Genomic DNA, 23,560 nt, shown 5'->3' on the forward strand with positions numbered 1-23,560 from the left:
CTCAAAGGGGCTTGCAGCGTGCGCAACCTGTCCCACAAACGAATTGTTCCCTGAATGCTCGAGCGACGGCAGCACCTGACGCCTCAGCACGTTTGACGTTAAAAGCTCCGTGCCATCAGAACGAGCAAGTCCAGATCCTTCACAGCGGCCTTACTTTTACTGCGTCTACCGATGCTAACGGCACACTGAAACTGACTGTTCCAGCTCTCTCTGAATATGCGATTTTCCTGATCTCTTTTGGGGATGACAAAGGTACAGTGGCAACGACGCATGTTCCCGATATTGAGGCATTTGAACGTGTGGCTTTGCAGTGGCAAGGCGAGACCGAACTACAACTACACGCGCTGGAGTTTGGCGCAAGTTATGGGGACGACGGCCACGTTTGGGCAAGTTCGGAATCCAATGGTACGGGTTCGGTAATTCATTTGGGTCAACCTGAAAATTCAGGGACGCGCCAGGCCCAGATTTATTCTTACCCCAACGGACCCGAAACGCCGACAGGCGAAATAGCACTGAGTCTGGAAGCAGAAGTAACCGAATCCAATTGCGGTAGCGCGTTGAACGTGCAGACGCTGGAGCTTCGGGGCGACCGGCGCCTGCGATCCCGAGACCTAACAGTGACACTGCCTGACTGTTCAACTTCAGAGGACTTTCTGGTGTTGAATAATCTGCTTCAAGACCTGACAATCGCCGCAAAGTAAGGGCAGTCAGGTCAACGGGCAAAAATGGCAATTTTTCGTGCGGCGATTATTGCGCTGACCGGCGTATTCGCCGCAACCAGCACACTCGCTCAGGACATCACTTTGACTTCGCATGACGGCAAGGTCGAAGTAGTCGGAACTCTTTTAGGTTACGACGGTGAGTTCTATCGATTGGAAACCCAGTTTGGCGAACTGACGATCGATGGCTCTGGCGTGACCTGTGATGGCCCAGCGTGTCCAAATTTGATCGACTACGTAGCTGAAATTCGGTTCTCCGGTTCATCCGTAATGGCAGAAGCACTTTTGCCAGCATTGTTAAAGGGCTTTGCACAACGAGAAAACCTGACCGTCAGCCGCCAAGAAGTAGACGGTCGGGAAACTATTTATAGTCTGTTTCAATCCGATCGCAAGGCGGCGTTGGCCAAATTTTTTATCCGCTCAACAGATACAGGCGGCGGATTTGAAGACCTCGTCAACAACAAGGCAGATGTTGTTCTTGCTCAGCGAGAGGTTCGACAATCTGAGATGGATGCGGCCAAGGTAGCTGGCCTGGGTGATCTTTCCCATCCAGTACGGTCACGCGTTTTGGCGCTGGACGCCATTGTGCCAATGGTTTCCTCAGACAATCCCGTGCAAAATATTTCGCTATCAGATCTGGTGCGCGTTTTTGCTGGCGATATTGCGAACTGGTCAGAGTTAGGGGGGCCAGACGCTCCGATTTCTTTGCACTTACCTCCAAATGGTTCGGGACTTGCACAAGCCGTTGACGATCAGTTGCTATTCCCGTCAAAAACAACTCTTTCCGATGATGTCATTAGGCACACTCAAATTCGTAAGTTGACCCAAACCGTCGTCAATGACCCATTTTCTATCGCGATCGGCAGTCTTGCGGAAATCGGGGATGCACGCGCCCTGGCACTGTCAGGAGGATGCGGGCATGAAATTACCGCCACACGAAAATCGGTGAAGACCGAAGATTACCCACTGACCGCGCCTATGTTCTTGTATCTTCCGCAATATCGCCTGCCTCGAATTGCCCGACAGTTTTTAGCTTATACGCAAACTCCTGCGGCCCAAGTCGTGATCCGCAAAGCAGGGCTGGTCGATCAGGAACCAGAAACAATACGCATAGGGCTGCAGGGCGATCGCCTTGCAAATTCGATTGCTTCTGGCGGAGCCGAAGTTGGTCTTGATGAACTGCAACGCATGATTGAAGTCTTACGCCCAATGTCCAGGCTGACTCTTTCATTTCGATTTGAGACCGGATCCTCGCGCCCGGATGCTCAATCCCGATCTAACATATTACAACTGGCGCAGGCTCTTGAGGGAGGCGTGTTCGATGCACGCAAACTGACTTTTGTTGGTTTCAGCGACGGCGAGGGACCAGCTTCTTCGAATGCACAAATAGCGAAACTCAGGGCAAACACCGTTAGAAATGCTGTTCTGGCTGCGGTTGAAACAGCAATTCCAGACAGTACCGAACTAACCACCGTAGGGTTCGGCGAAGCAATGCCTATGGCCTGTGACGACACCGAATGGGGGAAAAAGATCAATCGCAGGGTCGAAATCTGGATCCAATAGACCTTACAAATATCCTTTGGCCCGAAAACTCAGCTCAGTCGATTTTCCGATTATCAAATGATCATGCAGTGTAAGACCTAGCGCCAAGCATGCGTCCTGAATTCGGTTTGTCATTTCGATATCAGATTGCGACGGCGTCGGATCACCTGACGGATGGTTATGAACCAGAATCAATGCTGAGGCGTTTAGCTCGAGCGCGCGTTTGGCAACCTCGCGCGGATAAACCGGTACGTGGTCAACTGTGCCCTTTGCTTGTTCCTCATCAGCGATCAGGACATTTTTTCGGTCCAAAAAGAAGACGCGAAATTGTTCTGTCTCTCGATGGGCCATCGTTGTGTGGCAATAGTCTAGCAAGGCGTCCCATCCGGAAATCACATGCCTCTGAATAACGCGCGCGCGCGCCATTCGATGCGCGCAAGCCTCGAGTATTTTCAGGTCGGTGATCACCGTGTCGCCTACGCCTTTCACCTTTCGCAACCGTTCTACTGGTGCCGTTAAAACACGGTTGAAGTCACCGAAAGTGTCCATCAAAACCCGCGCCAACGGCTTAACGTCCTGCCGTGGAATCGAACGGAACAGTACAAGTTCCAGCAATTCATAGTCCGGCATAGCCGCCGAACCGCCTGACATGAACCGTTCGCGCAGCCTTTTGCGGTGATCCTTGATGTAAGATGGCAACTTACCAGAAGGCAGCGGCTGTACCGGGGCTTCGTCAATTTCAAATAGCGTCGGTGCTTCAGCAAAGGCGTCCTGTGTCATGTTTGAAATTTGCGGCAGAATCAGTTTCTGAAAGGTTAACGGCTTTCGCCTATCAGTCGAGCCGTCGCGTGGTGAGCGATCAAATGCAAGGTGATCGAAAATACACCAAGTGTAAGCATCGCTGCGAACATCAGGTCGGTCTTGGCGCGACCGTTTGCAAGCAGCATCAGATAGCCCAAACCCTGTGCCGACCCAACCCATTCGCCAATAACTGCCCCAATCGGGGCATAAATTGCCGCCAGACGCAGCCCCGTGGCCAGCGAAGGTAAAGCTGCAGGAATTCGGATGTGCCAAAGCACCGCCTTGGGGCCAATTTGCATAACGCGAGCCAGATCAAGGTAACCGGACGGAGTCCTCATTAACCCGTCGAAGAATGACGAAGTAATTGGAAAGTAAATGATAAGAACCGCCATCGCCACTTTGGACCAAAGTCCGTAACCCAGCCAAAGGGTCAGCAGAGGGGCAAGAACAAAAACCGGCAGAGATTGACTAAAGACCAGTACGGGCTGAACCAACATCCGGGCAATACGCGAACTGGCAAGTTGAAGCGCGGTGGCGACGCCAAGGGCGGTACCGCAGAACAGAGCGACAACAACCTCGACCGCTGTTACCCATGCGTGCTCGGCGATCAGCCAGCGGTTCTGCCACCAAGTATCGGCGACCCGTACCGGACCCGGCAAGATAAAATTGGGCAGCCCAGTCAGTTCTACAAGGGCCTGCCAAACCGCAAGCCCGAATAGAACGGCGAAAAACCCGGAAAGATATTTCAAGCCGCATCCTTCCGTAGCGGGCGCAGCAATGCTCCTTGAACTTCCAGCGTTGAAAGATCATCAACGTTGCGCGGCGGCAAGCCCGCCACTCCGGCACCAATTACCGACCACTTGCTCACGTCGCCCAAACCTTATGGAAGTGATGAACTGGACCGTGGCCAGAACCGATTTTCAAATCGTCCGCATGCGCGATCGCGCCCTGCAAGTAGGCATGTGCAGTTGCGGTGGCCAGCTTCAAATCAAGCCCACTTGCCAACCCTGCAGCAACGGAAGATGACAGGGTACATCCCGTACCATGAGTATTCTTCGTCTTCCTTCGTCGGGCCTTGAATTCACCAACTATACCTTTGCAGTCAATCAATAGATCGTGGCAAGTTTCCCCGATTGCGTGGCCGCCCTTCATCAGGACTGCACCCGCGCCGAACTCGCACAAAGCCAACCCCTGTTCTGCCATTTCCTTCGGTGATTCCGCCAAAGGGGCATCGAGCAATAGGGCGGCCTCGGGCAAGTTGGGTGTCAAAACCGTTGCGCGCGGCAACAGTGTTTCGCGTAGCGTCCGAACTGCATCTTGCCGCAACAGAACATCTCCGGACTTTGCTATCATGACTGGATCAAGTACCAGTGGACCTTCGTAACCCTGAAGGCCAATCGCCACGGTCTGGATTATCTCGCGCGTTGCAAGCATTCCCACCTTGATCGCGCCGACATCAAGATCGGACAGAACTGCTTCGATTTGTGCTGCAATTACGTCCTGCGGGATACCGTGAACAGCCTTGACGGTCTGTGTGTTTTGAGCGGTTACCGCAGTGATTACGCTGGCGCCAAAAACGCCAAGCGCGGACATGGCTTTTAGGTCCGCCTGAATGCCCGCGCCCCCGCCGCTGTCGGATCCAGCTATTGCCAAAGCTACGTACGCCATGCCTTTGCTCCAATAAAAGGCAAAGCGAACTTAGAAAACGTCTGTGCATAATAGACCGTTCCCTACGCCGGTATTGCCCGGATCAGGTTCGATGGGTTGACGCAGCAACGCCTCTCAGCCCTCCAATCAGGGCACCCCAACGGTTGGAGGGACATTCTCAGGTGGTGAGTCTGAGTTCAAGCGCAAATACGAAATTCTATCGTCAAATTTGGAAAAAATAGAGTAAATGAACTTGATTCATTTCACAGATAGCGCCAACCACCACAGAGACAGTGAGACCAGATCAAAACTAGTTGTCCCCATTGATCTGGTCTAAAAATATGAGAAGTGTCGGCAAAGCCGAGTCAAGTTGGACTCAGCCTTTCATTCCGTCCCAGAATGACTTTACAGACGAAAAGAAGCTTTTAGATTCCGGGTGATTGTCTTCGCCCAAATCTTCAAACTCTTTCAGAATTTCCTTTTGGCGGCTTGTCAGGTTGACCGGAGTTTCCACCGCTAACTCGATGAACATATCGCCAACGCCGCCGCCGCGCAGGGCCGGCATGCCCTTTCCGCGCAGGCGCATCTGGCGACCAGATTGGCTGCCTGCTGGTATCTGAACGCGCCCACGCCCACCGTCGATGGTCGGAACTTCGATCGAGCCGCCCAGCGCCGCCTTAGCCATGCTGACCGGAACACGGCAATAGAGATTCACGCTGTCGCGTTCGAAAAGTTTATGATCAGAGACCTCGACAAATATATACAAGTCACCCGGAGGTCCGCCGCGCATTCCAGCCTCGCCCTCGCCTGCAAGACGAATGCGTGTACCTGTTTCAACACCTGCGGGAATGTTGACCGACAACGCGCGTTCTTTTTCGACGCGACCAGCACCTTGGCACGACTTACACGGGTTCTTAATGATCTGGCCCAGCCCCGAACAGGTTGGACACGTACGCTCCACCGTAAAGAAACCCTGTTGCGCCCGGACTTTTCCCATGCCAGAGCACGTCGGGCAGGTCGTGGGCTCAACGCCACCCTCCGCGCCGGTACCTTCACAAGACGAACAGGCAACTGCCGTCGGCACGTTTATGGTCTTCTGCAAACCCCCAAAGGCTTCCTCAAGGGTTACCCGAAGGTTATACCGTAGGTCCGAACCCCGCGCGGCACGACGACCGCCGCCGCCCCTTTGACCGCCCATGAAGTCGCCGAACAGATCATCAAACACGTCCGAAAACGCGCTTGAAAAATCTCCCTGACCGCCGAACCCACCGCCGGGGCGGCCTCCGCCTCCCATACCGTTTTCAAACGCGGCATGACCGAAACGGTCGTAGGCTGCCTTTTTGTCGGCATCGCGCAGAATATCATAGGCCTCGTTAGCCTCTTTAAACTGCGCTTCTGCGTCGGGGTTGTCCTTGTTGCGGTCCGGGTGAAGTTCCTTGGCTTTTCTACGAAAGCCCTTTTTGATCTCATCCGCCGAAGCGCCCTTGGACACACCGAGCACTTCGTAATAGTCGCGTTTTGACATCAGCATGTCCTTCTGCCTCAACGTAATCGGGCCGGCCCGGCAACCGGACCGGCCCGAATTGGCCCGGCTTTCCGTTAGTTACGCTTGTCGTCGTCCAGATCTTCGAACTCGGCATCGACGATGTCATCTTCGCCCGGAGCAGCGTCCGCAGCCGCCGGTTCATCATCAGCCTCTTCGGACTGAGCCTTATAGATAGCTTCGCCGAGCTTCATAGCAGCTTCGGTGACGTTTTGGATGCCCGACTTGATCTTGTCGGCATTTTCGGTTTCCAACTCATCCTTCAGTGCAGCGATTGCCAGTTCAATGGCTTCGATCGTGGTCGGGTCGACTTTGTCGGAATGCTCTTCCATTGACTTCTCAGTCGAGTGGATGAGGCTTTCCGCCTGGTTTTTGGCGTCTACCAGTTCACGGCGTTCCTTGTCAGCTTCGGCATTCTCTTCGGCGTCCTTGACCATCTTTTCGATATCTTCATCGGACAATCCGCCAGAGGCCTGGATGGTGATCTTTTGTTCCTTGCCGGTACCTTTGTCCTTGGCTGAAACCGAAACAATACCGTTGGCGTCGATGTCAAAGGTAACTTCGATCTGAGGCATGCCTCGCGGTGCGGGCGGGATGTCTTCCAGGTTGAACTGACCCAATATTTTGTTGTCAGTCGCCATTTCACGTTCACCTTGGAACACTCGGATCGTTACGGCGTTTTGGTTGTCTTCGGCCGTAGAAAAGACCTGGGACTTTTTCGTTGGGATCGTCGTGTTACGGTCAATGAGCCGGGTGAACACACCACCAAGCGTTTCGATGCCCAGCGACAGCGGAGTAACGTCCAGCAGAACCACGTCTTTGACATCGCCCTGCAGAACACCGGCCTGAATTGCGGCGCCCATGGCAACCACTTCGTCCGGATTCACGCCTTTGTGGGGTTCTTTACCGAAGAATTTGGTAACCTCTTCAATCACTTTCGGCATACGGGTCATGCCGCCGACAAGAACAACTTCGTCCACATCGCCTGCAGACAGACCAGCGTCTTTCAGAGCGGCCTGACAGGGTTTCATCGACTTTTTGATCAGGTCAGAAACCAAGGATTCCAGCTTTGCACGGGTCAACTTCATAACCATGTGCAGCGGCTGACCGTTCGAACCCATCGAAATAAATGGCTGGTTGATTTCGGTCTGCGAGGTTGACGAAAGTTCGATTTTGGCTTTTTCAGCAGCCTCTTTCAGACGCTGCAGTGCCATCTTGTCGGCGGACAGATCGACACCGTGTTCCTTTTTGAACTCATCCGCCAGGTAGTTGACGATGCGCATGTCAAAGTCTTCGCCACCCAGGAAGGTGTCACCATTGGTCGATTTGACCTCGAACAGGCCGTCGTCGATTTCCAGAATGGTCACGTCAAAAGTACCACCGCCAAGGTCGTAAACCGCAATGGTTTGAGTTTCTTCTTTGTCCAGACCATAGGCAAGTGCAGCCGCTGTCGGTTCGTTGATGATCCGCAGAACTTCAAGACCGGCAATTTTACCAGCATCTTTTGTAGCCTGACGTTGAGCATCGTTGAAGTATGCCGGAACGGTGATTACGGCTTGTGTGACCTCCTCACCCAAATAGCTTTCGGCGGTTTCCTTCATTTTACCCAGAGTGAAGGCCGAAATCTGGCTTGGGGAGTATTTTTCGCCGCGGGCTTCGACCCACGCGTCGCCGTTGCCACCATCGACGATGGCATACGGGACCATCTTCTTATCTTTTTCTACTTCTGCATCATCCACACGACGTCCGATCAGGCGCTTTACGCCAAAGATCGTATTGTCGGGGTTGGTGACCGCCTGTCGCTTTGCAGGCTGACCGACCAGTCGCTCATCTTCGGTAAACGCGACGATCGAGGGCGTGGTCCGCGCCCCTTCGGCATTTTCGATGACCTTCGGCTGCGAGCCGTCCATGATGGCAACACACGAGTTCGTGGTTCCGAGGTCGATCCCGATTACTTTTCCCATTTTTGCAATCCCTTTCTCTTCAAGGCGATGTCCCGAGGCCGGGACCCGTTATGGCATCCCTGCCCCGATCTGATTTGCGCTACGGCACTACACCTTAGCGCGTCCCGGCGTATATAAGGGCGTGACCAGAGGCCTGCAAGCGTTCAGAAACGTGGGAATCACGGATTCTGGTGCCTTTTGGGAAAAGGAATTGTTAAGGAATGAGGATTCCGCGATGACAAGGCTGCTTTTGCGTGGTTTCGACATTCGAAAGAACTATTTGGGTGCCTCCGCTCAAACTGAATTGGTTCAGGTTCTGCGCCCGGTTCTGAAATCCGCACCTTTATTTAATCCGACAACTCCTTCTGGCAAGAAAATGTCGGTGCGCATGACGTCGGCGGGGAATCTGGGGTGGGTCTCGGACAAACGCGGCTATAGGTACCAGGATACCCACCCCAATGGCGTGGTTTGGCCCGCGATTCCAAACCAAATCGCCTCTATCTGGCATGATGTAACAGGCGTGGCCCGTTTGCCCGAATGCTGCCTGATCAACTATTATGGCGACGGTACACGCATGGGCATGCATCAAGACAAAGATGAGGCGGATTTTTCATGGCCCGTTGTCTCAATTTCCTTGGGCGATGATGCATTGTTCCGCATTGGCAATACCACCAGGGGAGGCAAAACCGAGTCGATCTGGTTGGGTTCAGGTGATGTGGTCATTATGGGAGGCCCCGCTCGGCTTGCCTATCACGGAGTTGACCGCATCCGGTTTGGTTCGTCTCGATTGCTGCCGAAAGGTGGGCGCATAAACCTAACGTTGCGTGTGGCGACCTAACGCCGCGCGCTCCAGCTTTTCGACACATGCTTTCGCGTGTAAAATTCAGCCATTAAACCGATCATGGTCAGAACAATCCCGACCCAAAGCGCATATTCCCAACTGGTGTTACGCGGAAAGTAATTTCGAAAAATGAAGCCGCGGCACTGATCAATTATGTGGAACAAGGGGTTCCAGGCAAACATGGTCAACATGAAACCGCCCAGCGCATTGGCAATGAACATTTTGCCTGAAAAAATCATGTTCAAGCGCCGATAAGCCAAACTCAATATTGCGGCCAGACGCGGAAACCAGGGCTGTATAGCTAGAAAAACCAAGCCCACCGCACAACCCGTAAACCACGACAAAACCAGCATGGCAAACGCTCCGCCAGGGTCTTGAACCTCCAGCGGGGCGACGGCAACGCTGTATCCAAACAAGATCACAAGGATCGAAACGAGCTGGGTGTAAAAAATCCCAAAGGCCGACGCCATCAGCATAACAATCCGGTTCATCGGGGAATGCAGCATCATCGGACTGTTGCCGGAACCAGCGCTGGCAATCGCTCCAACGGATTTAATATGCGTCAGAAAGACGAAGACGCCAGAAAGAAGGAAAAGTATGAATTCCCCGCGTATCTTGGCCACTCGTGTTCCTAATAATGACAAAAGAAAATAGAACGCCGTAACAATGAGAAGGACTTGAATAATATTAACAATAATCGCGACAACCGCGTTTGAGTGCTGAGATCGAATGTTACGAACGACGGCGTGAAAGACCAATTCGGCAGTCGTGAATGCTCCGCCCACCAAAGTCTGATTTCTACTGTACTGAAACACGCGAATACTCTTCCCTGCTACTTCGCCATCAATTTGGCACGAAATTCTTGCCGTTCCGTATTCATCGCAGCATAAGGCCGACATAATTTCGGATCAACAAACCACAGGAACGGAGTTTTTTTGTGAATTATAATTCCCTCATTCCCGTCATAAGGCGACTTGCCTTAGAGGCTGGCGACAGGATCATGCAGATCTACGAAGCCGATGACTTTGAGGTAAAAGTCAAATCCGATTCCAGCCCTGTGACCGAAGCCGACGAAGCCGCTGACGCCCTGATCGCGGCGGGCCTGCAGGATTCGTTCCCCGATGTCATGTTGGTTACCGAAGAGCAGGCAGACTCGCACAAAAAAACCAATGAAACCTTTCTGATTGTCGATCCGTTGGACGGCACCAAAGAGTTCATAAATCGACGTGGTGATTTCACCGTAAATATAGCACTGGTGGAAAACGGCGTACCAACGCGGGGTGTGGTTTACGCGCCTGCGCGCGGCAGGATGTTTTACACTCAGGCCGATGGTCAGTCAGTCGAAGAAACCGGCGCTTTGGAGAAAGATCAGCAGGGAGAGACGGCGCCAATTTCAGTCTCTAAACCTGACAATTCCGGACTTTTTGTTGTGGCCTCGAAATCGCATCGCGATCAGGCGACCGAGGACTATATTGATAAATATCATGTCCGAGACAGCAAGAGTGCAGGATCATCGCTGAAGTTTTGTTTAGTGGCTACAGGTGAAGCCGACCTTTACCCCAGGGTTGGCCGCACAATGGAATGGGACACCGCTGCAGGGCACGCCGTACTTTTGGGTGCGGGCGGCAAAGTAGTGAGGTTTGATGATCATATGCCTCTTGAATATGGAAAGGATGGCTATGCAAATCCATTCTTCATAGCCTACGCTCCGGGTGTTGAGCTTAAGGAAGCCTGATGTCTGTTCTTATTGCCATTCCCGCGCGCTATGCCTCTTCCCGCTATCCGGGCAAACCCCTCGTGCCGCTGACTGGCGCAAAGGGCGCCACCATGACTTTGATTGAAAGATCCTGGCGCGCGGCTATGAGCGTGTCTGGCGCTGATCGGGTTGTGGTAGCAACTGACGATGATCGAATTCGCCAAGTTTCTGAAGGGTTTGGCGCCGAAGTTGTAATGACTTCTGAAAGTTGTCGAAACGGCACTGAACGCTGCGCTGAAACCTTGGCCAAACTGAACGGAGGATACGAAATCGTAGTCAACTTGCAGGGTGACGCCCCGTTGACCCCGCATTGGTTCATCGAGGACTTGATCTCGGGTCTGCGTGCCGCTCCCCAGGCAGGCGTCGCAACCCCGGTTCTACGATGTGACGGCGACGCGCTGAACGGTCTTTTGAATGATCGAAAACATGGCCGGGTTGGTGGAACAACTGCGGTTTTCGGGAATGATAAGAGCGCGTTATACTTCTCGAAGGAAGTGATACCCTTTACTTCAGAAACATACGATAGCTCAGATGATACGCCAGTTTTTCATCATGTCGGAGTGTACGCTTACCGCCCAGATGCGCTCGCGGCTTATCCCAATTGGCATATTGGGCCCCTGGAAACGCTAGAAGGACTTGAACAATTACGTTTTATGGAAAACGGGCGCAAAGTTTTGTGTGTGGAAGTTGAAGCCAAGGGCCGCCAATTCTGGGAGTTGAATAACCCTCAGGACGTTGCCAAAATCGAGGAAATGATGGCCGCGATGGGTTTGGAATGACCAATATCCGAGTGACAGGCGGCGCAAGTTTTATTGGGTTTCATGCTTGCACAGCCCTGGCGCAAACCGGTTATGCACTCGCATGCTGCGAAAATTAGGCGAATGCCGGACGGTGGCAAGAAAACGGTGGCTCCTGGAAATAAGGATTACGTGAATAGCGAAGCTGCCGATTCTAATCCGCTGAATTGGCAGCAGAAATATCGGCTGCGCCTCAAACGCAAACGTCTGCTTTGGCGGTCTTTTAGAAGCCGCCATCAGCTAAGCTGTCAGTCAAATCGCACGGAAAACATTGCGCCAGGTGCTATTCTGGCCTTTTCCATCGTGCGAAACGAGATAACCCGCTTGCCTTGGTTCTTCCATCACTATCGCAGCTTGGGAGTTGACCATTTCCTAATGGTGGATAACGGCAGCGACGATGGCACCTTTGAATTTCTTTGCAATCAACCTGACGTCTCGTTGTGGCATACCGATGCAAGCTACCGGAGGTCTCGGTTCGGACTTGATTGGCTTACGTGGCTGCAAATGCGTTATGGCCACGAGCACTGGACGCTGATGGTGGACGCTGACGAAATCCTGATTTACGCCCACCACGACACGAGACCATTGCCGCATCTAACTAGATGGCTTGATGCGACCGGCCAGATCGCATTCGGCGCGCTAATGCTGGATATGTACCCTAAGGGTCCGCTCGGCACGCAGAATTATGACCCAAAAACGGACCCGGTAGCGACCTTGGGCTGGTTTGACGATGGGCCGTACAGGATCAAAAGGCAGAAACCCATGGACAACCTCTGGGTTCAAGGAGGCGTTCGGGAACGTGTCTTTCTCACCGATAGCCCAGACCTCTCGCCGACATTGAACAAGATACCGCTTGTACGATGGTCTCGGCACTTTGCCTATGTGAACTCGTGCCACTCGGCACTTCCACACCATTTGAATCAGGCCTACGATGGGCCCGGTGGTAAAATGCCTTCAGGCGTTTTGTTACACAACAAATTCCTTCCGGATGTGATCGAAAAATCTAAAGCCGAAAAGGAAAGGGGACAGCATTTTCATGATCCTTTGAAGTTCCAATCCTATTACGATGACATAATTTCAGGACCCAATATGTGGACACACCAGTCAACCAAGTATGAGGATTGGGTGCAGTTGGTTGATCTTGGCCTGATGCAGGCAGGGGATTGGGGCAAGATATGAAATGCCGGGGCTTCAAGGAGAAAAATACGGGATTTAAACCCGTTGCCTCGCAATGTGCAAAAATGCCATAAAACGTTAATTGTCCGGGACCACTCAGGCCAATGCCACTTCCGGGCAAGCTCGCGTAAAGAGGGTAGGGCAGTCGCGTGAGCCTTTTGGATTCCTATCGGATGAGACTGCGGCGCAAGCGCCGTTTGTTGCGTTGCATGCGCAAAAGACGCGAGTTGAACGTCAAACAAGACGCCACCAATGTCATCCAGCCTGATGACATACTCTTGATGAGCGTCATCCGGAACGAGAAAATCCGCCTTCCGTATTTCCTGGATTACTACCGCAAGCTGGGTGTTGATCATTTTCTGTTTGTCGACAATGACAGCGACGATGGATCAGCCGAGTTTTTGACCCAACAACCTGACGTTTCCGTTTGGAACACCCAGGCCAGCTATCGACGCGCAACCTTTGGGGTCGATTGGGTCAATTACTTGCTACGCAGTTACGCCCATGGCCATTGGGTCCTAACAGTCGATCCGGACGAGTTCTTTATCTATCCATTTTGCGATACCCGACCAATCCGTGCTCTCACGGATTGGCTGGACGACACAAGTGTACGCAGTTTTGGCACAATGTTAATCGACATGTATCCGCGCGGCCCAATCGAAGAGACGCCGTACCAAGAAGGTCAGAACCCCTTTGAGGTCGCACCGTGGTTCGACACTGGGAATTATATGATTTCGCGCAATCCGACCTACGGAAATCTTTGGATACAAGGCGGGCCACGCAGCCGGGTGTTTTTTTATGAAACACCTTCCAAAGCGCCAGCTTTGAATAAGATCCCGCTGGTCAAGTGGGATCGGCGCTACACATATGTAAGCTCGACCCATGCATTGCTTCCGCGAGGGTTGAACCAAGTCTACGAGCAAAATGGCGGAGAAAAGACCAGCGGTGCTCTATTGCACGCCAAACTGCTCGACACCTTGGGTGACAAAACACGCGAAGAACTGAGTCGCGGACAACATTACCGCAAATCGGATGAATATCGCGCTTATGCTGAACGGTTGCAGTATGGTCCTGTTTTTTGGAACGAGTGGTCAGAAAAGTTCATCAACTGGCGGCAACTGGAAATATTGGGGCTGATGTCTAAAGGAAACTGGGCATGAGCACTCTGGGCATCGTCATGCTGGTTCACACCGCCTTGGACCGGGCGGAACAAGTTGCCAGACACTGGACCGCATCGGGCTGTCCAGTAGTGATCCACGTTGACCGCAAGGTCAATAAAACGACTTATTCCCAGTTCGTTAAGTCTTGCTCTGACGATCCGCTGATATTGTTTTCCGATCGTCATGTCTGTGATTGGGGAGGTTGGGGTATTGTTGCAGCGTCACAGTCTGCAGCCACCCTTTTGTTGGATCGGTTTTCAGAAGTTCACCATGTCTATCTGTCGTCCGGGGCTTGTCTACCGTTGCGGCCAGTGACTGAATTGGTCAATTATTTGGCCGATCGCAAGCGGGTAGATTTCATTGAAAGCGCAACCACTCGCGACGTAACGTGGACAGTCGGTGGTCTGGATCTTGAGCGGTTTACATTTCGGTTTCCGTTTTCCTGGCGAAAGCAGCGCAGATTATTTGACGCACATGTTCGACTTCAACGAGCCTTGGGAATTCGCCGTGCCGTTCCGGAAGGATTAGTTCCTCATATGGGCAGCCAGTGGTGGTGCCTCACCCGACAGACCCTTTCCGCCATTCTGCAAGACCCAAAACGCAGGATTTACGACCGGTATTTTCAGCAGGTTTGGATCCCGGACGAAAGTTATTTTCAAACCCTGGCCCGACTATATTCTACTCAAATAGAAAGCCGCTCTTTGACGTTGTCAAAATTTGACTACCAAGGTCGGCCTCACATTTTCTACGATGATCACCTGCAATTGCTGCGCCGGTCAGACTGTTTTGTTGCGCGCAAGGTATGGCATCGGGCGGATCGGCTGTATCAGGCATTTCTGACCGATCAAGCTGGCGCCATGAAACCCGCCGAGCCCAATCCAGGCAAAATCGACCGTCTATTTGCAAGGGCAATGGAACGACGCACGCGGGGCCGGGATGGGTTATATATGCAAAGCCGATTTCCCAGTCTAAACAAAGGGTGCGGGTTAACAGCGTTCCCATATTCAGTCTTTCAGGGCTTTAACGATCTGTTTTCAGATTTCCAGCCATGGCTGACTAACGCAACCGGTTCCCGCGTTCACGGACATCTTTTCAGCCCCGAACGGGCACGGTTTGGCGGAAATGAAACGGTGTTGAATGGCGGACTAAGCGATAGCGCCAAGTTGAGGGACTATAACCCGGAAGCCTTTATCACGAACCTGATCTGGAATACGCGCGGCGAACGACAGTGCTTCCAGTTTGGTCCCTCCGATTTACAAAAAATCAACACTTTTCTGGCGTTCGATAAGAACGCTAAAATTTCGATCATAACCGGAGCCTGGGCCGTTTCGTTATTTAGATCGAATTTGAATTTCGCGGATATCCGGGCCGAGGCCGCCCGGTTGCAGCAAGTCGAAACGCAACAGTTGAGGGTTTTGAAATCGCTGGATGCCAAGGCTGACATTCGTATTTGGTCACTTTCCGAATTCGTCGAAGCTCCTATGGAACAGCTTCAGACCATAATCGATGATATTGGCGCTCCACATCTTAGGCCTGTAACCGAGGCTCCAAAAATGGTTGATCTGACTGGGTTCGGTAAATTTCTTCAAAACCTCAAGAACCAGGGTATGCACCCATATTTGACGGGTGATTTTTCTGCCGATGATGTTTTTGACACGCAAGTCAGGCCCTTTCGCAAACCCTATCTGGTGAAATAGACTGCAATGACACCGGACTTTGACTATTTCATCGTGTTGGCCGATATGCGCACCGGGTCCAACCTTTTAGAGCTTCACTTAAACACACTGGATGGGGTCACCTGTTATGGCGAAGCTTTCAATCCATTTTTCGTGGGGTTGCCCAAATTGCCTGAAATGCTGGGTTTCACACCCGAAAAGCGTGATCGCGATCCATCAGCACTAATCGACGCAATTCGCAATGCACCTGGTGAACTGAATGGGTTTCGCTTTTTTAGCACTCACGACGCACGCGCTTTGGGTCCCGCACTGGACGACCCGCGTTGCGCTAAAATCATATTAACGCGCAACCCGCTGGACAGTTATGTCTCATGGAAGATCGCGGTTGAAACCAAACAGTGGAAGCTTGTGAACATAAAACAAAGACGTGAGGCACAAGTTACATTTGACCCCGCAGAGTTTGCTGAACAAATCGAGCAGCGGACCGAGTTTCAACGCATGGTTTTGAATAAACTGCAAACGTCCGGTCAAACTCCGTTTTACATCGGCTTTGATGATCTGAACGATATTGAAGTTCTAAATGGGTTGGCAGAATGGCTTGGTGTACGTTCGCGTCTGAATGAGCTTAGCCGACATCTGAAACGCCAAAACCCTGAGCTGACTTTGTCTAAAGTCAAGAACCCCGAGGAAATGGAACGCGCGGTATCAGGGTTGGATCGGTTTAATCTGCATCGCACCCCGAATTTCGAACCACGAAGAGGGCCTTCTGTATCCCGATACGTATGTGCAGCAAAAACGTCCTTGATGTATCTTCCGGTTCGCGGAGGTCCCGAGGCGGCGGTCGAACGGTGGCTTGCTGAGCTGGATTCGGTCAATGTCCAAGACTTATTAACCGACCGTAACCAAAAAAAAGTGCGCAGTTGGATGGAATCGAAACCAGGCCACCGCAAATTTACAGTTTTGCGGCATCCACTGGCGAGGGCTCATTCCGTGTACTGCGAGCGTATACTGGGAACGGCGCCAGGCGCATACATCAAAATTCGTAACATGCTGCGCAACCGCTACAAACTTCCAATACCGGAAGATTTTGAACTTTCAGATTATTCCGTTGAACAGCACCACGAGGGATTTTCAGCATTTCTTGCGTTTTTGCAGAAGATTTTAGCCGGACAAACGCCCATCCGCGTCGATGGGCTTTGGTGTTCGCAGGTTCAGACATTACAGGGGATTTCATCTTTCGCGTTGCCGGACAGCATTCTGCGCGAAGACGAATTGAACAACGCGTTGCCCGAGCTGGCCCGACAAGTTGGTCACCGACACCCGCCAAGACCAATCGCATCAGATCCAGACTCTCCGTTCACGTTGGCTCAAATTTACGATGCGGATTTAGAAGCCCTGGCGCACAAAACCTATCGGCAAGACTATTTGCAGTTTGGCTTTGGTCCCTGGTTGCCATCTGGTGCATAAAATCAAGGGCGCAGTGTAATCACAGTACCTTCGTAGACCATGGAATATATCTCTTCGATCTCATTGTTCTTCACCGCGATGCAGCCTGCTGTCCAGTCTTCTGTTTTCTTCGCACGCTTGCGTTCAGATCGTCGATTGGGTTGACCATGAATAAAAATGTCACCGCCCGGATCGACACCTGCAGCTTTGGCCTTGGCGATATCTTCCGAATTTGGGTACGAGATACCCAGTGAAAGATGATATCTGCTGCGCGGATTGCGGCGATCTATTAGATAGGTACCTTCGGGTGTACGACCATCGCCACGTTTGGTTTTTGTACCGTAGGGCGCAAACCCAAGATCCACCTTATATTCCTTGAGGACCCTTTCGTTATGCAGAAGATACATTCTGCGGGCACCCTTGTTTATGACCAAAGAGGTCACTTCAGGGCCATTGTAACTTAGAAATCTGGGGCCTGTGGAGGCACATGCTGAAAGGCTCAGCGTCGCCATCGCCCCTAGTCCAAATGCTCGACGATCCATGTTTTCACTGCCTGATTGCTCTTTTTTTTTCGCATTATGCCAGAAACGAGAAAAACTGAAATCACTTTTTGATGTTCGCCTGTTCTATAAGTCTGCGTTCAATGTTTTCCAGCCGCTCAAGCACCTCATCACGATACGCATCTGTTTTAACTTCATCCTCTGCATGGTGCGCATCCTGCATCGAATTGACGATCAAACCAACCAGCAGGTTTACCACCGCAAATGTCGTCACCATTATGAAGGGGACAAAAAACAACCAAGCATACGGGTAAACCTGCATCACCGGCCGAACGATGCCCATCGACCAGCTTTCCAACGTCATGATCTGGAACAACGTGTAGGCTGACAGACCGAGGTCGCCAAACCAATCCGGAAAGGATTGAGAAAACAGTTTTGTCGAAATCACCGCGCCTATGTAGAACAAAATGGCCATCAACAGAAAAACGCTAGCCATTCCGGGAAGCGCTGAAATGAAGCCCTCGACGACACGGCGCAATCGTGGGGCAACTGAAATTACCCGTAAAACGCGCAGAATTCGAAGGGCCCGCAGCACTGAAAGGCCACCGCCTCCTGGGATCAGTGCGACCCCAACGATGGTAAAATCAAACAAATTCCAGCCGCTGGTAAAAAATCGCCGCCCGAAGGTGACCAGCTTCAACGCGATTTCAGCAACAAAAATCGCAAGGCAAATCGTGTCCAAAAAAACGATTACCGAACCAAAGCGGTCCATCAAACTGGGTGCAGTCTCCATTCCCAATAGGACCGCGTTGACAAGAATTACGGCTGTGATGAACCGCGCAAACCTTGGATCCTCGACAAAGTCCTGCAGCCGTTGCCTGATCTCCATTCTGGCACTCTCCTGTTTGATCCTATCTATCGACGAAGTGTGAACCCGGCCACCAGTTCGATGTGTGACGACCATCGAAATTGGTCAACAACTTGTATCCATTCAAGGGTGTAACCCGCGGCACACAGTTTTTTGGCGTCCCGCGCAAAACTGATTGGATTGCACGACACGTAGGCAACGACAGGACATTTGGACACTGCCACTTCTGCAATCTGCGCGATGGCACCAGCCCGCGGCGGATCCAAAACGACGGTATCGAACTGTTTTAACTCGTCTGCCATAAGAGGGCGGCGAAAAAGGTCCCTCACCTCGGTTGAGATTTTTTTTAAGCCAATGCTCATTCGCCAACCCTGGTCCAACGCGCGGGTCATAGCTGCGTCGCCTTCGACTGCATGGACTTCGGCCAAATGGGCAAGCGGGAAGGAAAACGTACCGCAGCCAGCAAACAAGTCAGCTATTTTCTTTGCGCCTTTGGATATTTCCATAACCGCCTGTGTTAGAGCCTGCTCTCCGTGCTTTGTAGCCTGCAAAAACGCGCCTGGCGGCGGGACTACGAGGTCCGGTCCCAAATGCTGGGCCGGTGCCTGCCGCATGGCAATGATCTCATCATTCCAAGTCAAGCGCGCAAGACCGTGCCGCTCGGTTTCTTGCGCCAATGCCAATTCCAGCGGACCGTCTAACGCCTTACCCCCTCTCACCGCCACATCCAGTCCGACCTCGGAAAGGGTGAGAGTAACCGAGAGTTCGGCTTTGCGGCTGCCGCCCAATTCAGCCATAGCCTCGGCAACGGGCAGGGCGTTTGTCAGGCCAGGGTCAAGCACATGGCAATCTGATATTTCCACGATGGTGCCTGAGCTGCGCCCATGAAACCCTGTTAAGGCTCCTTTTTTTGTGCGGCGCGCGGATAACACTGCACGCCGGCGGGACCGGACAGGAGAAGTCTGGATGGGGCGCAAAATGGCTTCGATGTGTTGTGCGGCTAATGCCGCTCGAACCACGTCCATCTTCCATCTCGCTACAAACTCGTCCGAAGCATGTTGCAATTGGCATCCGCCACAAGACTTATAATGATCACAAGGGGCTTTGACGCGCTCGCTTGATGGCGATTTGATGCGAATATCGCTCAGTCGATCACCTTCAAGCACGCCAGTAACCACCTCGCCCGGTAAAGTGCGAGGGGCGTATATCGGACCGTCTGCTATTCCGTCTCCATGATGTCCAAGCCGGAGAATGGTGTAATCCTGCGTCATGGCTGGCCTGATACCGGGGCTTGGCCAGTAACAAAACCCTTATTCGGCAGCCGCGGTTTGAATGAAACCTCCGGATTGCCGATGCCAAAAGCGAGCGTACAGACCGTTTTGAGCCAACAGAACGTCATGAGACCCGTTTTCGACGATCTTGCCATGGTCCAGAACAATGATTCTGTCCATCTCGCTCAGTGTCGAAAGGCGGTGCGCTATGGCCAAAACTGTCTTGCCTTCCATCACCCGATGCAGGGCCGTTTGGATAGAAGCTTCAACCTCGGAATCCAACGCCGAAGTCGCTTCATCCAGAACGAGAATAGGCGCGTCCTTTAGGATCGCGCGTGCCAAAGCAATCCGTTGGCGCTGCCCGCCACTTAGTTTAACACCGCGTTCTCCTAGATGCGCATCGTATCCTTTGCGGCCATGCGCGTCCTGCAGATCACAAATGAACTCATGAGCCTCAGCCTTCCGCGCAGCAGAAATCATGTCTTTCTCGGACACGGATGGGTTACCATAAAGAATGTTGTCACGCGCTGATCTGTTAAACATCGCGGTTTCCTGCGTGACCATTCCGATCTGACGCCGCAAGCTGTCTTGGGTAACCGCCGCAACATCTTGCCCGTCTATAAGAATAGCGCCTTTTTCCCTGTCATAGAGTCTAAGAAGCAGTGAAACTAATGTGGACTTTCCCGCCCCGGAAGCGCCGACAATACCTAGTTTTTCACCCGGCTCAATTGTCATGGATAGGTCCGTTACACCGCCTATGTCCCGACCATAGGCAAAGCTTACATTTTCAAAAACAATCTGCCCGCGTTTTACGTTCAGGTTTTGCGCTGCAGGCGCATCTTCGACCCTGTCTCGCTTGGTCAGGGTTTTCATTCCGTTTTCGATTTCACCGACATTTGCATAAAGACCCATAAGAGTGAAACTGACCCAGCCAGTCATCTGAGCAATCCGGATAGAAACAGCGCCTGCTGCAACTATGTCACCGGTCGTGGCGTTCCCGTTCTGCCACAACAAAAGCGTCGCACCCAGCAGCAGAACTGGCAGAACGCCAGCAAGTGTCATTAGCACAAATCGAAAACTTGCGGACAACATACCAAAATCAAGGGATCTTTCCCGCAAATCAACCATCGATTGTTGTGCGGATTGTTCTTCAAATTCGCCATGCGCGAACAGCTTTACTGTCTTGATGTTGGTAATCGTATCGACAACCTGCCCGGAAACCGTCGCGCGTGCGCCGGCGCGCGCAGCAGAACGTTTACGTATTCGAGGCAAGTACCAGCGGATTAATAGAAAGTAGACCACCAGCCAAGCCGCGAACGGCGCCATAACCAATGGATGTATTGACCCTAACAAAAGCAAAGAGCCAACCAACGAGGCAATTGCAAATACAATCGCGCTGATTGTTTCAGACACCACAGACGCCATCGCGTTCGAGGTTTGCATCTGTTTTTGAGCAATGCGACCAGCAAAATCGTCGTCGAAGTAAGTCACCGACTGTCCCAATGTCCAGCGGTTTAGTTTGGCAAGAACCAACGGCGTGATATTCGGCATGACGATATAGTTGTTCGACAGCGAGGAGAGGCCGAACAACAGGGGTCGCAGCAACATGAAAAAAGCAACCGCACCCATCAGCTTCCACAAGTTTGCACCTGTCAGAAAGTTATCCGGGCCACTGGCGGTCACCACGTCAATGACGCGCCCCAAGATCCAAGCGGTACCTGCCTCCATAGCGCCCGCAAAGGCCGAAAAGAACGCAGCCGCGAACAACATGGGCCAGGCACCAGACAAACACCAGCGAATGAACGCCCCCAAAGTCTGCGGCGGGGGCGTTTCGGTTGGTCGGAAAGGCTGAATGAGATCGGCAATTCTCATTCGGCGGCCTCTGGGTTCATGAATCCTCCGGACTGCCGCGCCCAGAATTGCGCGTACAGGCCGCCATGGGCCAACAAATCAGCGTGAGCGCCTTGCTCGACGATCCGCCCGCTATCCATGACTAGGATCCGGTCCATCTGTGCAATCGTACTAAGCCTGTGAGCTATCGCGATCACGGTCTTTCCCTGCATCATTCCGTAAAGTGTCTCCTGAATTGACGCTTCAACCTCGGAATCTAGTGCCGAAGTTGCTTCGTCCAGCAAAAGGATTGGAGCATCCTTTAAAATAACCCGCGCCAGCGTCACGCGTTGCCGTTGACCCCCGCTAAGCTTTACGCCTCGTTCACCGACATGCGCATCGTATCCCGCACGGCCCTGTGGATCCTGAAGGTCTAGAATAAATTCATGAGCCTCTGCCTGCTTGGCCGCGGCGACCATCTGCTCTTCGGTCGCGTCGGGACGTCCGTACAATATGTTATCGCGGACAGAGCGGTGCAAAAGCGCGCTGTCCTGTTGAACCATGCCAATGTGGCGCCTGAGACTGTCCTGAGTCACGTTAGCGATATTCTGATCATCAATAAGGATTGCGCCTTTTTCGACATCGTAAAACCGCAAAAGAAGCTTAACTAGGGTCGATTTTCCAGCTCCCGACCGACCGATCAGACCAATTTTTTCCCCGGGGTGTATCGTCAATGAGACGCGATCCAACCCACCAGCTTTCCGACCGTAGTGATGCGATAAATCGCGGATTTCAATCCGACCTTCTGTTAGCTGCAGGGGCTTGGAGCCCGGCGAATCCAAAAGGTCGATGGGCTGCGCTATCGTCTCCATGCCTTCGGCTACAACACCAAGCTGCCGGAAAAAGCTGGTAAGCGCCCACATGATCCAACCGGTCATCGCATTGAGACGCAGAGTCAGTGCCGTTGCTGCGGCCACAACGCCCACGGTTGCGCTGCCTTGCATCCACAACATAATCGCCCATCCAACAACGCCAACGATCAACAATCCGTTCAATGTAACCAAAACAGCATCCATGATTGTGAAGATACGCATTTCGATCTGGAATGTGCGGCGCGTTTCTTCAATGGCCTCGCGGGCATAGTCCAACTCTTGCTGGGCGTGGGCAAACATCTTGACCGAATGTATGTTGGTATAGCTGTCAACGACACGCCCCGTCACGGTGGACCGCGCATCTGATGCAGCCTGCGACGCCGGCCCGACACGCTTCACCGTCCAGCGCACGAGAAGCGCGTAAAGGGCAAACCAGATCAGCAGCGGCAACAGCAAACGTGGGTCTGCAGCCATCAAAAGTATTGCAGCTCCAATCAGATACGCCAGGGAGAATGAAATCGCGTCAAACACTTGAAACACGACTTCACCAGCTGCAGGCGGTGTTTGCATTATCCGGTTTGCAATTCGCCCTGCAAAATCATTTTCGAACCAACCAACGGATTGGCGCAAAACATGTTTATGTGCACGCCATCGGATTAGCGTACCAAAGTTGGGTAAGATAGTGTTGTTCAGCAACAGAACATCGATGACATGTAGGAGGGGCCGCAACAACAGGACAAACGCGGCAACCAGCAACAGCTCAGTCCCGTGGTCCCGCCAAACCTCTGCCGGACTTCTCCCTAGCAGGTCAACGACCCGGCCCATGTAATAGATGAGCCCGATTTCGACTGCGGCAACGACCACGGAAATGAGCCCCGCCCAAACAAAAACGCGAAAGAAAGGCCGGGAATAATCCAACATGAAAGGCCACAATTGCGTTGGTGGTTTGTCGACCTCATCATAGGCGACAAATGGGTCAACGAGGTTTTCGAAATAGCGAAACATTGAGGGTGCTCCGATGAGCTTAAAATTGGAATACGAAAAAAGATGGCGCTTAAACAACACCCTACGGGTCAAGTGTTCCGCGCTTTAGGCGAACCAAATCCCGTAATACATTCGCATTCCTCCCTCCTATTGGGTCACAGCCGAACGTAATCACAAACCGCTCAGCT

Annotated in this window: 21 protein-coding genes and 1 riboswitch; of the genes, 9 read left to right on the forward strand and 12 right to left on the reverse strand. The window is 52.5% G+C overall.

The window, feature by feature from the left end; translation table 11 throughout:
- Both AC2FNV_RS13865 and AC2FNV_RS13870 read left to right on the forward strand, forming a co-directional pair.
- Window positions 1–701, forward strand: a 701-nt coding sequence (locus AC2FNV_RS13865) for a hypothetical protein (protein ID WP_496773642.1), incomplete at its 5' end; no start/stop codon positions are given.
- 24 nt (window positions 702–725) lie between these two features.
- Window positions 726–2,282: a phosphate ABC transporter substrate-binding/OmpA family protein gene (locus tag AC2FNV_RS13870; protein WP_170606433.1), complete on the forward strand. Its 1,557-nt coding sequence runs from the start codon at window positions 726–728 to the stop codon at window positions 2,280–2,282.
- A gap of 3 nt (window positions 2,283–2,285) precedes the next feature.
- Here the strand turns inward: AC2FNV_RS13870 and radC are convergent, their stop codons facing one another.
- The 6 genes from radC to dnaK form a co-directional block, all read right to left on the reverse strand.
- Entirely contained in the window at window positions 2,286–3,041 is a 756-nt protein-coding gene (gene radC, locus AC2FNV_RS13875) for a RadC family protein (RefSeq protein ID WP_170606435.1), read from the reverse strand.
- Window positions 3,042–3,076: 35 nt separating this feature from the next.
- Window positions 3,077–3,811, reverse strand: a complete 735-nt coding sequence (locus AC2FNV_RS13880; RefSeq protein WP_496773645.1) for an ABC transporter permease — start codon at window positions 3,809–3,811, stop codon at window positions 3,077–3,079.
- On the reverse strand, window positions 3,808–3,930 hold the full coding sequence (locus AC2FNV_RS13885; protein ID WP_302477836.1) for a hypothetical protein: 123 nt from the start codon (window positions 3,928–3,930) through the stop codon (window positions 3,808–3,810). The genes AC2FNV_RS13880 and AC2FNV_RS13885 overlap by 4 nt, the downstream gene beginning before the upstream one ends.
- A complete protein-coding gene (gene thiD, locus AC2FNV_RS13890; RefSeq protein WP_170606439.1) occupies window positions 3,927–4,730 on the reverse strand; it encodes a bifunctional hydroxymethylpyrimidine kinase/phosphomethylpyrimidine kinase in 804 nt (267 codons plus the stop codon). The genes AC2FNV_RS13885 and thiD overlap by 4 nt, the downstream gene beginning before the upstream one ends.
- A gap of 42 nt (window positions 4,731–4,772) precedes the next feature.
- A riboswitch (TPP riboswitch) is annotated at window positions 4,773–4,879 on the reverse strand.
- 206 nt (window positions 4,880–5,085) lie between these two features.
- Entirely contained in the window at window positions 5,086–6,234 is a 1,149-nt protein-coding gene (dnaJ, locus tag AC2FNV_RS13895) for a molecular chaperone DnaJ (RefSeq protein WP_170480914.1), read from the reverse strand.
- Window positions 6,235–6,308: 74 nt separating this feature from the next.
- Window positions 6,309–8,216 carry a molecular chaperone DnaK gene (dnaK, locus tag AC2FNV_RS13900; RefSeq protein ID WP_170480933.1) on the reverse strand — a complete coding sequence of 636 codons (1,908 nt, stop codon included), beginning with the start codon at window positions 8,214–8,216 and terminating at the stop codon, window positions 6,309–6,311.
- Between the two features lie 214 nt (window positions 8,217–8,430).
- Between dnaK and AC2FNV_RS13905 the strand changes: the two genes are divergently transcribed.
- Window positions 8,431–9,033, forward strand: a complete 603-nt coding sequence (locus tag AC2FNV_RS13905) for an alpha-ketoglutarate-dependent dioxygenase AlkB family protein (RefSeq protein WP_170606441.1) — start codon at window positions 8,431–8,433, stop codon at window positions 9,031–9,033.
- Here the strand turns inward: AC2FNV_RS13905 and AC2FNV_RS13910 are convergent.
- Window positions 9,030–9,659 (reverse strand): ABC transporter permease, encoded by a 630-nt coding sequence (locus AC2FNV_RS13910; protein ID WP_367648154.1) that lies wholly within the window; start codon window positions 9,657–9,659, stop codon window positions 9,030–9,032. The genes AC2FNV_RS13905 and AC2FNV_RS13910 overlap by 4 nt on opposite strands.
- A gap of 314 nt (window positions 9,660–9,973) precedes the next feature.
- Here AC2FNV_RS13910 and cysQ point away from each other — a divergent pair, with 314 nt between their 5' ends.
- The 6 genes from cysQ to AC2FNV_RS13940 all read left to right on the forward strand — a co-directional run bounded on the left by cysQ (window position 9,974) and on the right by AC2FNV_RS13940 (window position 17,068).
- Complete coding sequence (cysQ, locus tag AC2FNV_RS13915; protein WP_170606443.1) at window positions 9,974–10,771, forward strand: 3'(2'),5'-bisphosphate nucleotidase CysQ; 798 nt, start codon at window positions 9,974–9,976, stop codon at window positions 10,769–10,771.
- Window positions 10,771–11,571 (forward strand): 3-deoxy-manno-octulosonate cytidylyltransferase family protein, encoded by an 801-nt coding sequence (locus AC2FNV_RS13920; protein WP_170606445.1) that lies wholly within the window; start codon window positions 10,771–10,773, stop codon window positions 11,569–11,571. Before cysQ ends, AC2FNV_RS13920 begins: the two co-directional genes overlap by 1 nt.
- A gap of 72 nt (window positions 11,572–11,643) precedes the next feature.
- Window positions 11,644–12,768 carry a glycosyltransferase family 2 protein gene (locus AC2FNV_RS13925; protein ID WP_254442565.1) on the forward strand — a complete coding sequence of 375 codons (1,125 nt, stop codon included), beginning with the start codon at window positions 11,644–11,646 and terminating at the stop codon, window positions 12,766–12,768.
- Window positions 12,769–12,938: 170 nt separating this feature from the next.
- The gene (locus AC2FNV_RS13930; RefSeq protein ID WP_170606628.1) at window positions 12,939–13,925 is read left to right on the forward strand and encodes a glycosyltransferase family 2 protein; all 987 of its coding nucleotides are present in this window, start codon (window positions 12,939–12,941) and stop codon (window positions 13,923–13,925) included.
- Window positions 13,922–15,622, forward strand: coding sequence for a DUF5927 domain-containing protein (locus AC2FNV_RS13935; RefSeq protein ID WP_170606447.1), 1,701 nt, complete (start codon window positions 13,922–13,924; stop codon window positions 15,620–15,622). The genes AC2FNV_RS13930 and AC2FNV_RS13935 overlap by 4 nt, the downstream gene beginning before the upstream one ends.
- Window positions 15,623–15,628: 6 nt before the next feature.
- The gene (locus AC2FNV_RS13940) at window positions 15,629–17,068 is read left to right on the forward strand and encodes a nodulation protein NodH (RefSeq protein ID WP_170606449.1); all 1,440 of its coding nucleotides are present in this window, start codon (window positions 15,629–15,631) and stop codon (window positions 17,066–17,068) included.
- A 2-nt stretch (window positions 17,069–17,070) separates the two neighbouring features.
- Here AC2FNV_RS13940 and AC2FNV_RS13945 read toward each other — a convergent pair whose 3' ends face one another.
- The 5 genes from AC2FNV_RS13945 to AC2FNV_RS13965 all read right to left on the reverse strand — a co-directional run bounded on the left by AC2FNV_RS13945 (window position 17,071) and on the right by AC2FNV_RS13965 (window position 23,393).
- Window positions 17,071–17,589: a L,D-transpeptidase family protein gene (locus tag AC2FNV_RS13945; RefSeq protein ID WP_170480954.1), complete on the reverse strand. Its 519-nt coding sequence runs from the start codon at window positions 17,587–17,589 to the stop codon at window positions 17,071–17,073.
- Between the two features lie 61 nt (window positions 17,590–17,650).
- The gene (locus AC2FNV_RS13950) at window positions 17,651–18,436 is read right to left on the reverse strand and encodes an ion transporter (RefSeq protein WP_170480957.1); all 786 of its coding nucleotides are present in this window, start codon (window positions 18,434–18,436) and stop codon (window positions 17,651–17,653) included.
- A gap of 26 nt (window positions 18,437–18,462) precedes the next feature.
- A complete protein-coding gene (locus AC2FNV_RS13955) occupies window positions 18,463–19,686 on the reverse strand; it encodes a class I SAM-dependent RNA methyltransferase (RefSeq protein WP_170606453.1) in 1,224 nt (407 codons plus the stop codon).
- A gap of 39 nt (window positions 19,687–19,725) precedes the next feature.
- Window positions 19,726–21,558: an ABC transporter ATP-binding protein gene (locus AC2FNV_RS13960; RefSeq protein WP_170606455.1), complete on the reverse strand. Its 1,833-nt coding sequence runs from the start codon at window positions 21,556–21,558 to the stop codon at window positions 19,726–19,728.
- Window positions 21,555–23,393, reverse strand: a complete 1,839-nt coding sequence (locus AC2FNV_RS13965; protein ID WP_170606457.1) for an ABC transporter ATP-binding protein — start codon at window positions 23,391–23,393, stop codon at window positions 21,555–21,557. Before AC2FNV_RS13965 ends, AC2FNV_RS13960 begins: the two co-directional genes overlap by 4 nt.
- Window positions 23,394–23,560: the final 167 nt, after the last annotated feature.

The organism is Ruegeria sp. BHSA163, from assembly GCF_059613365.1.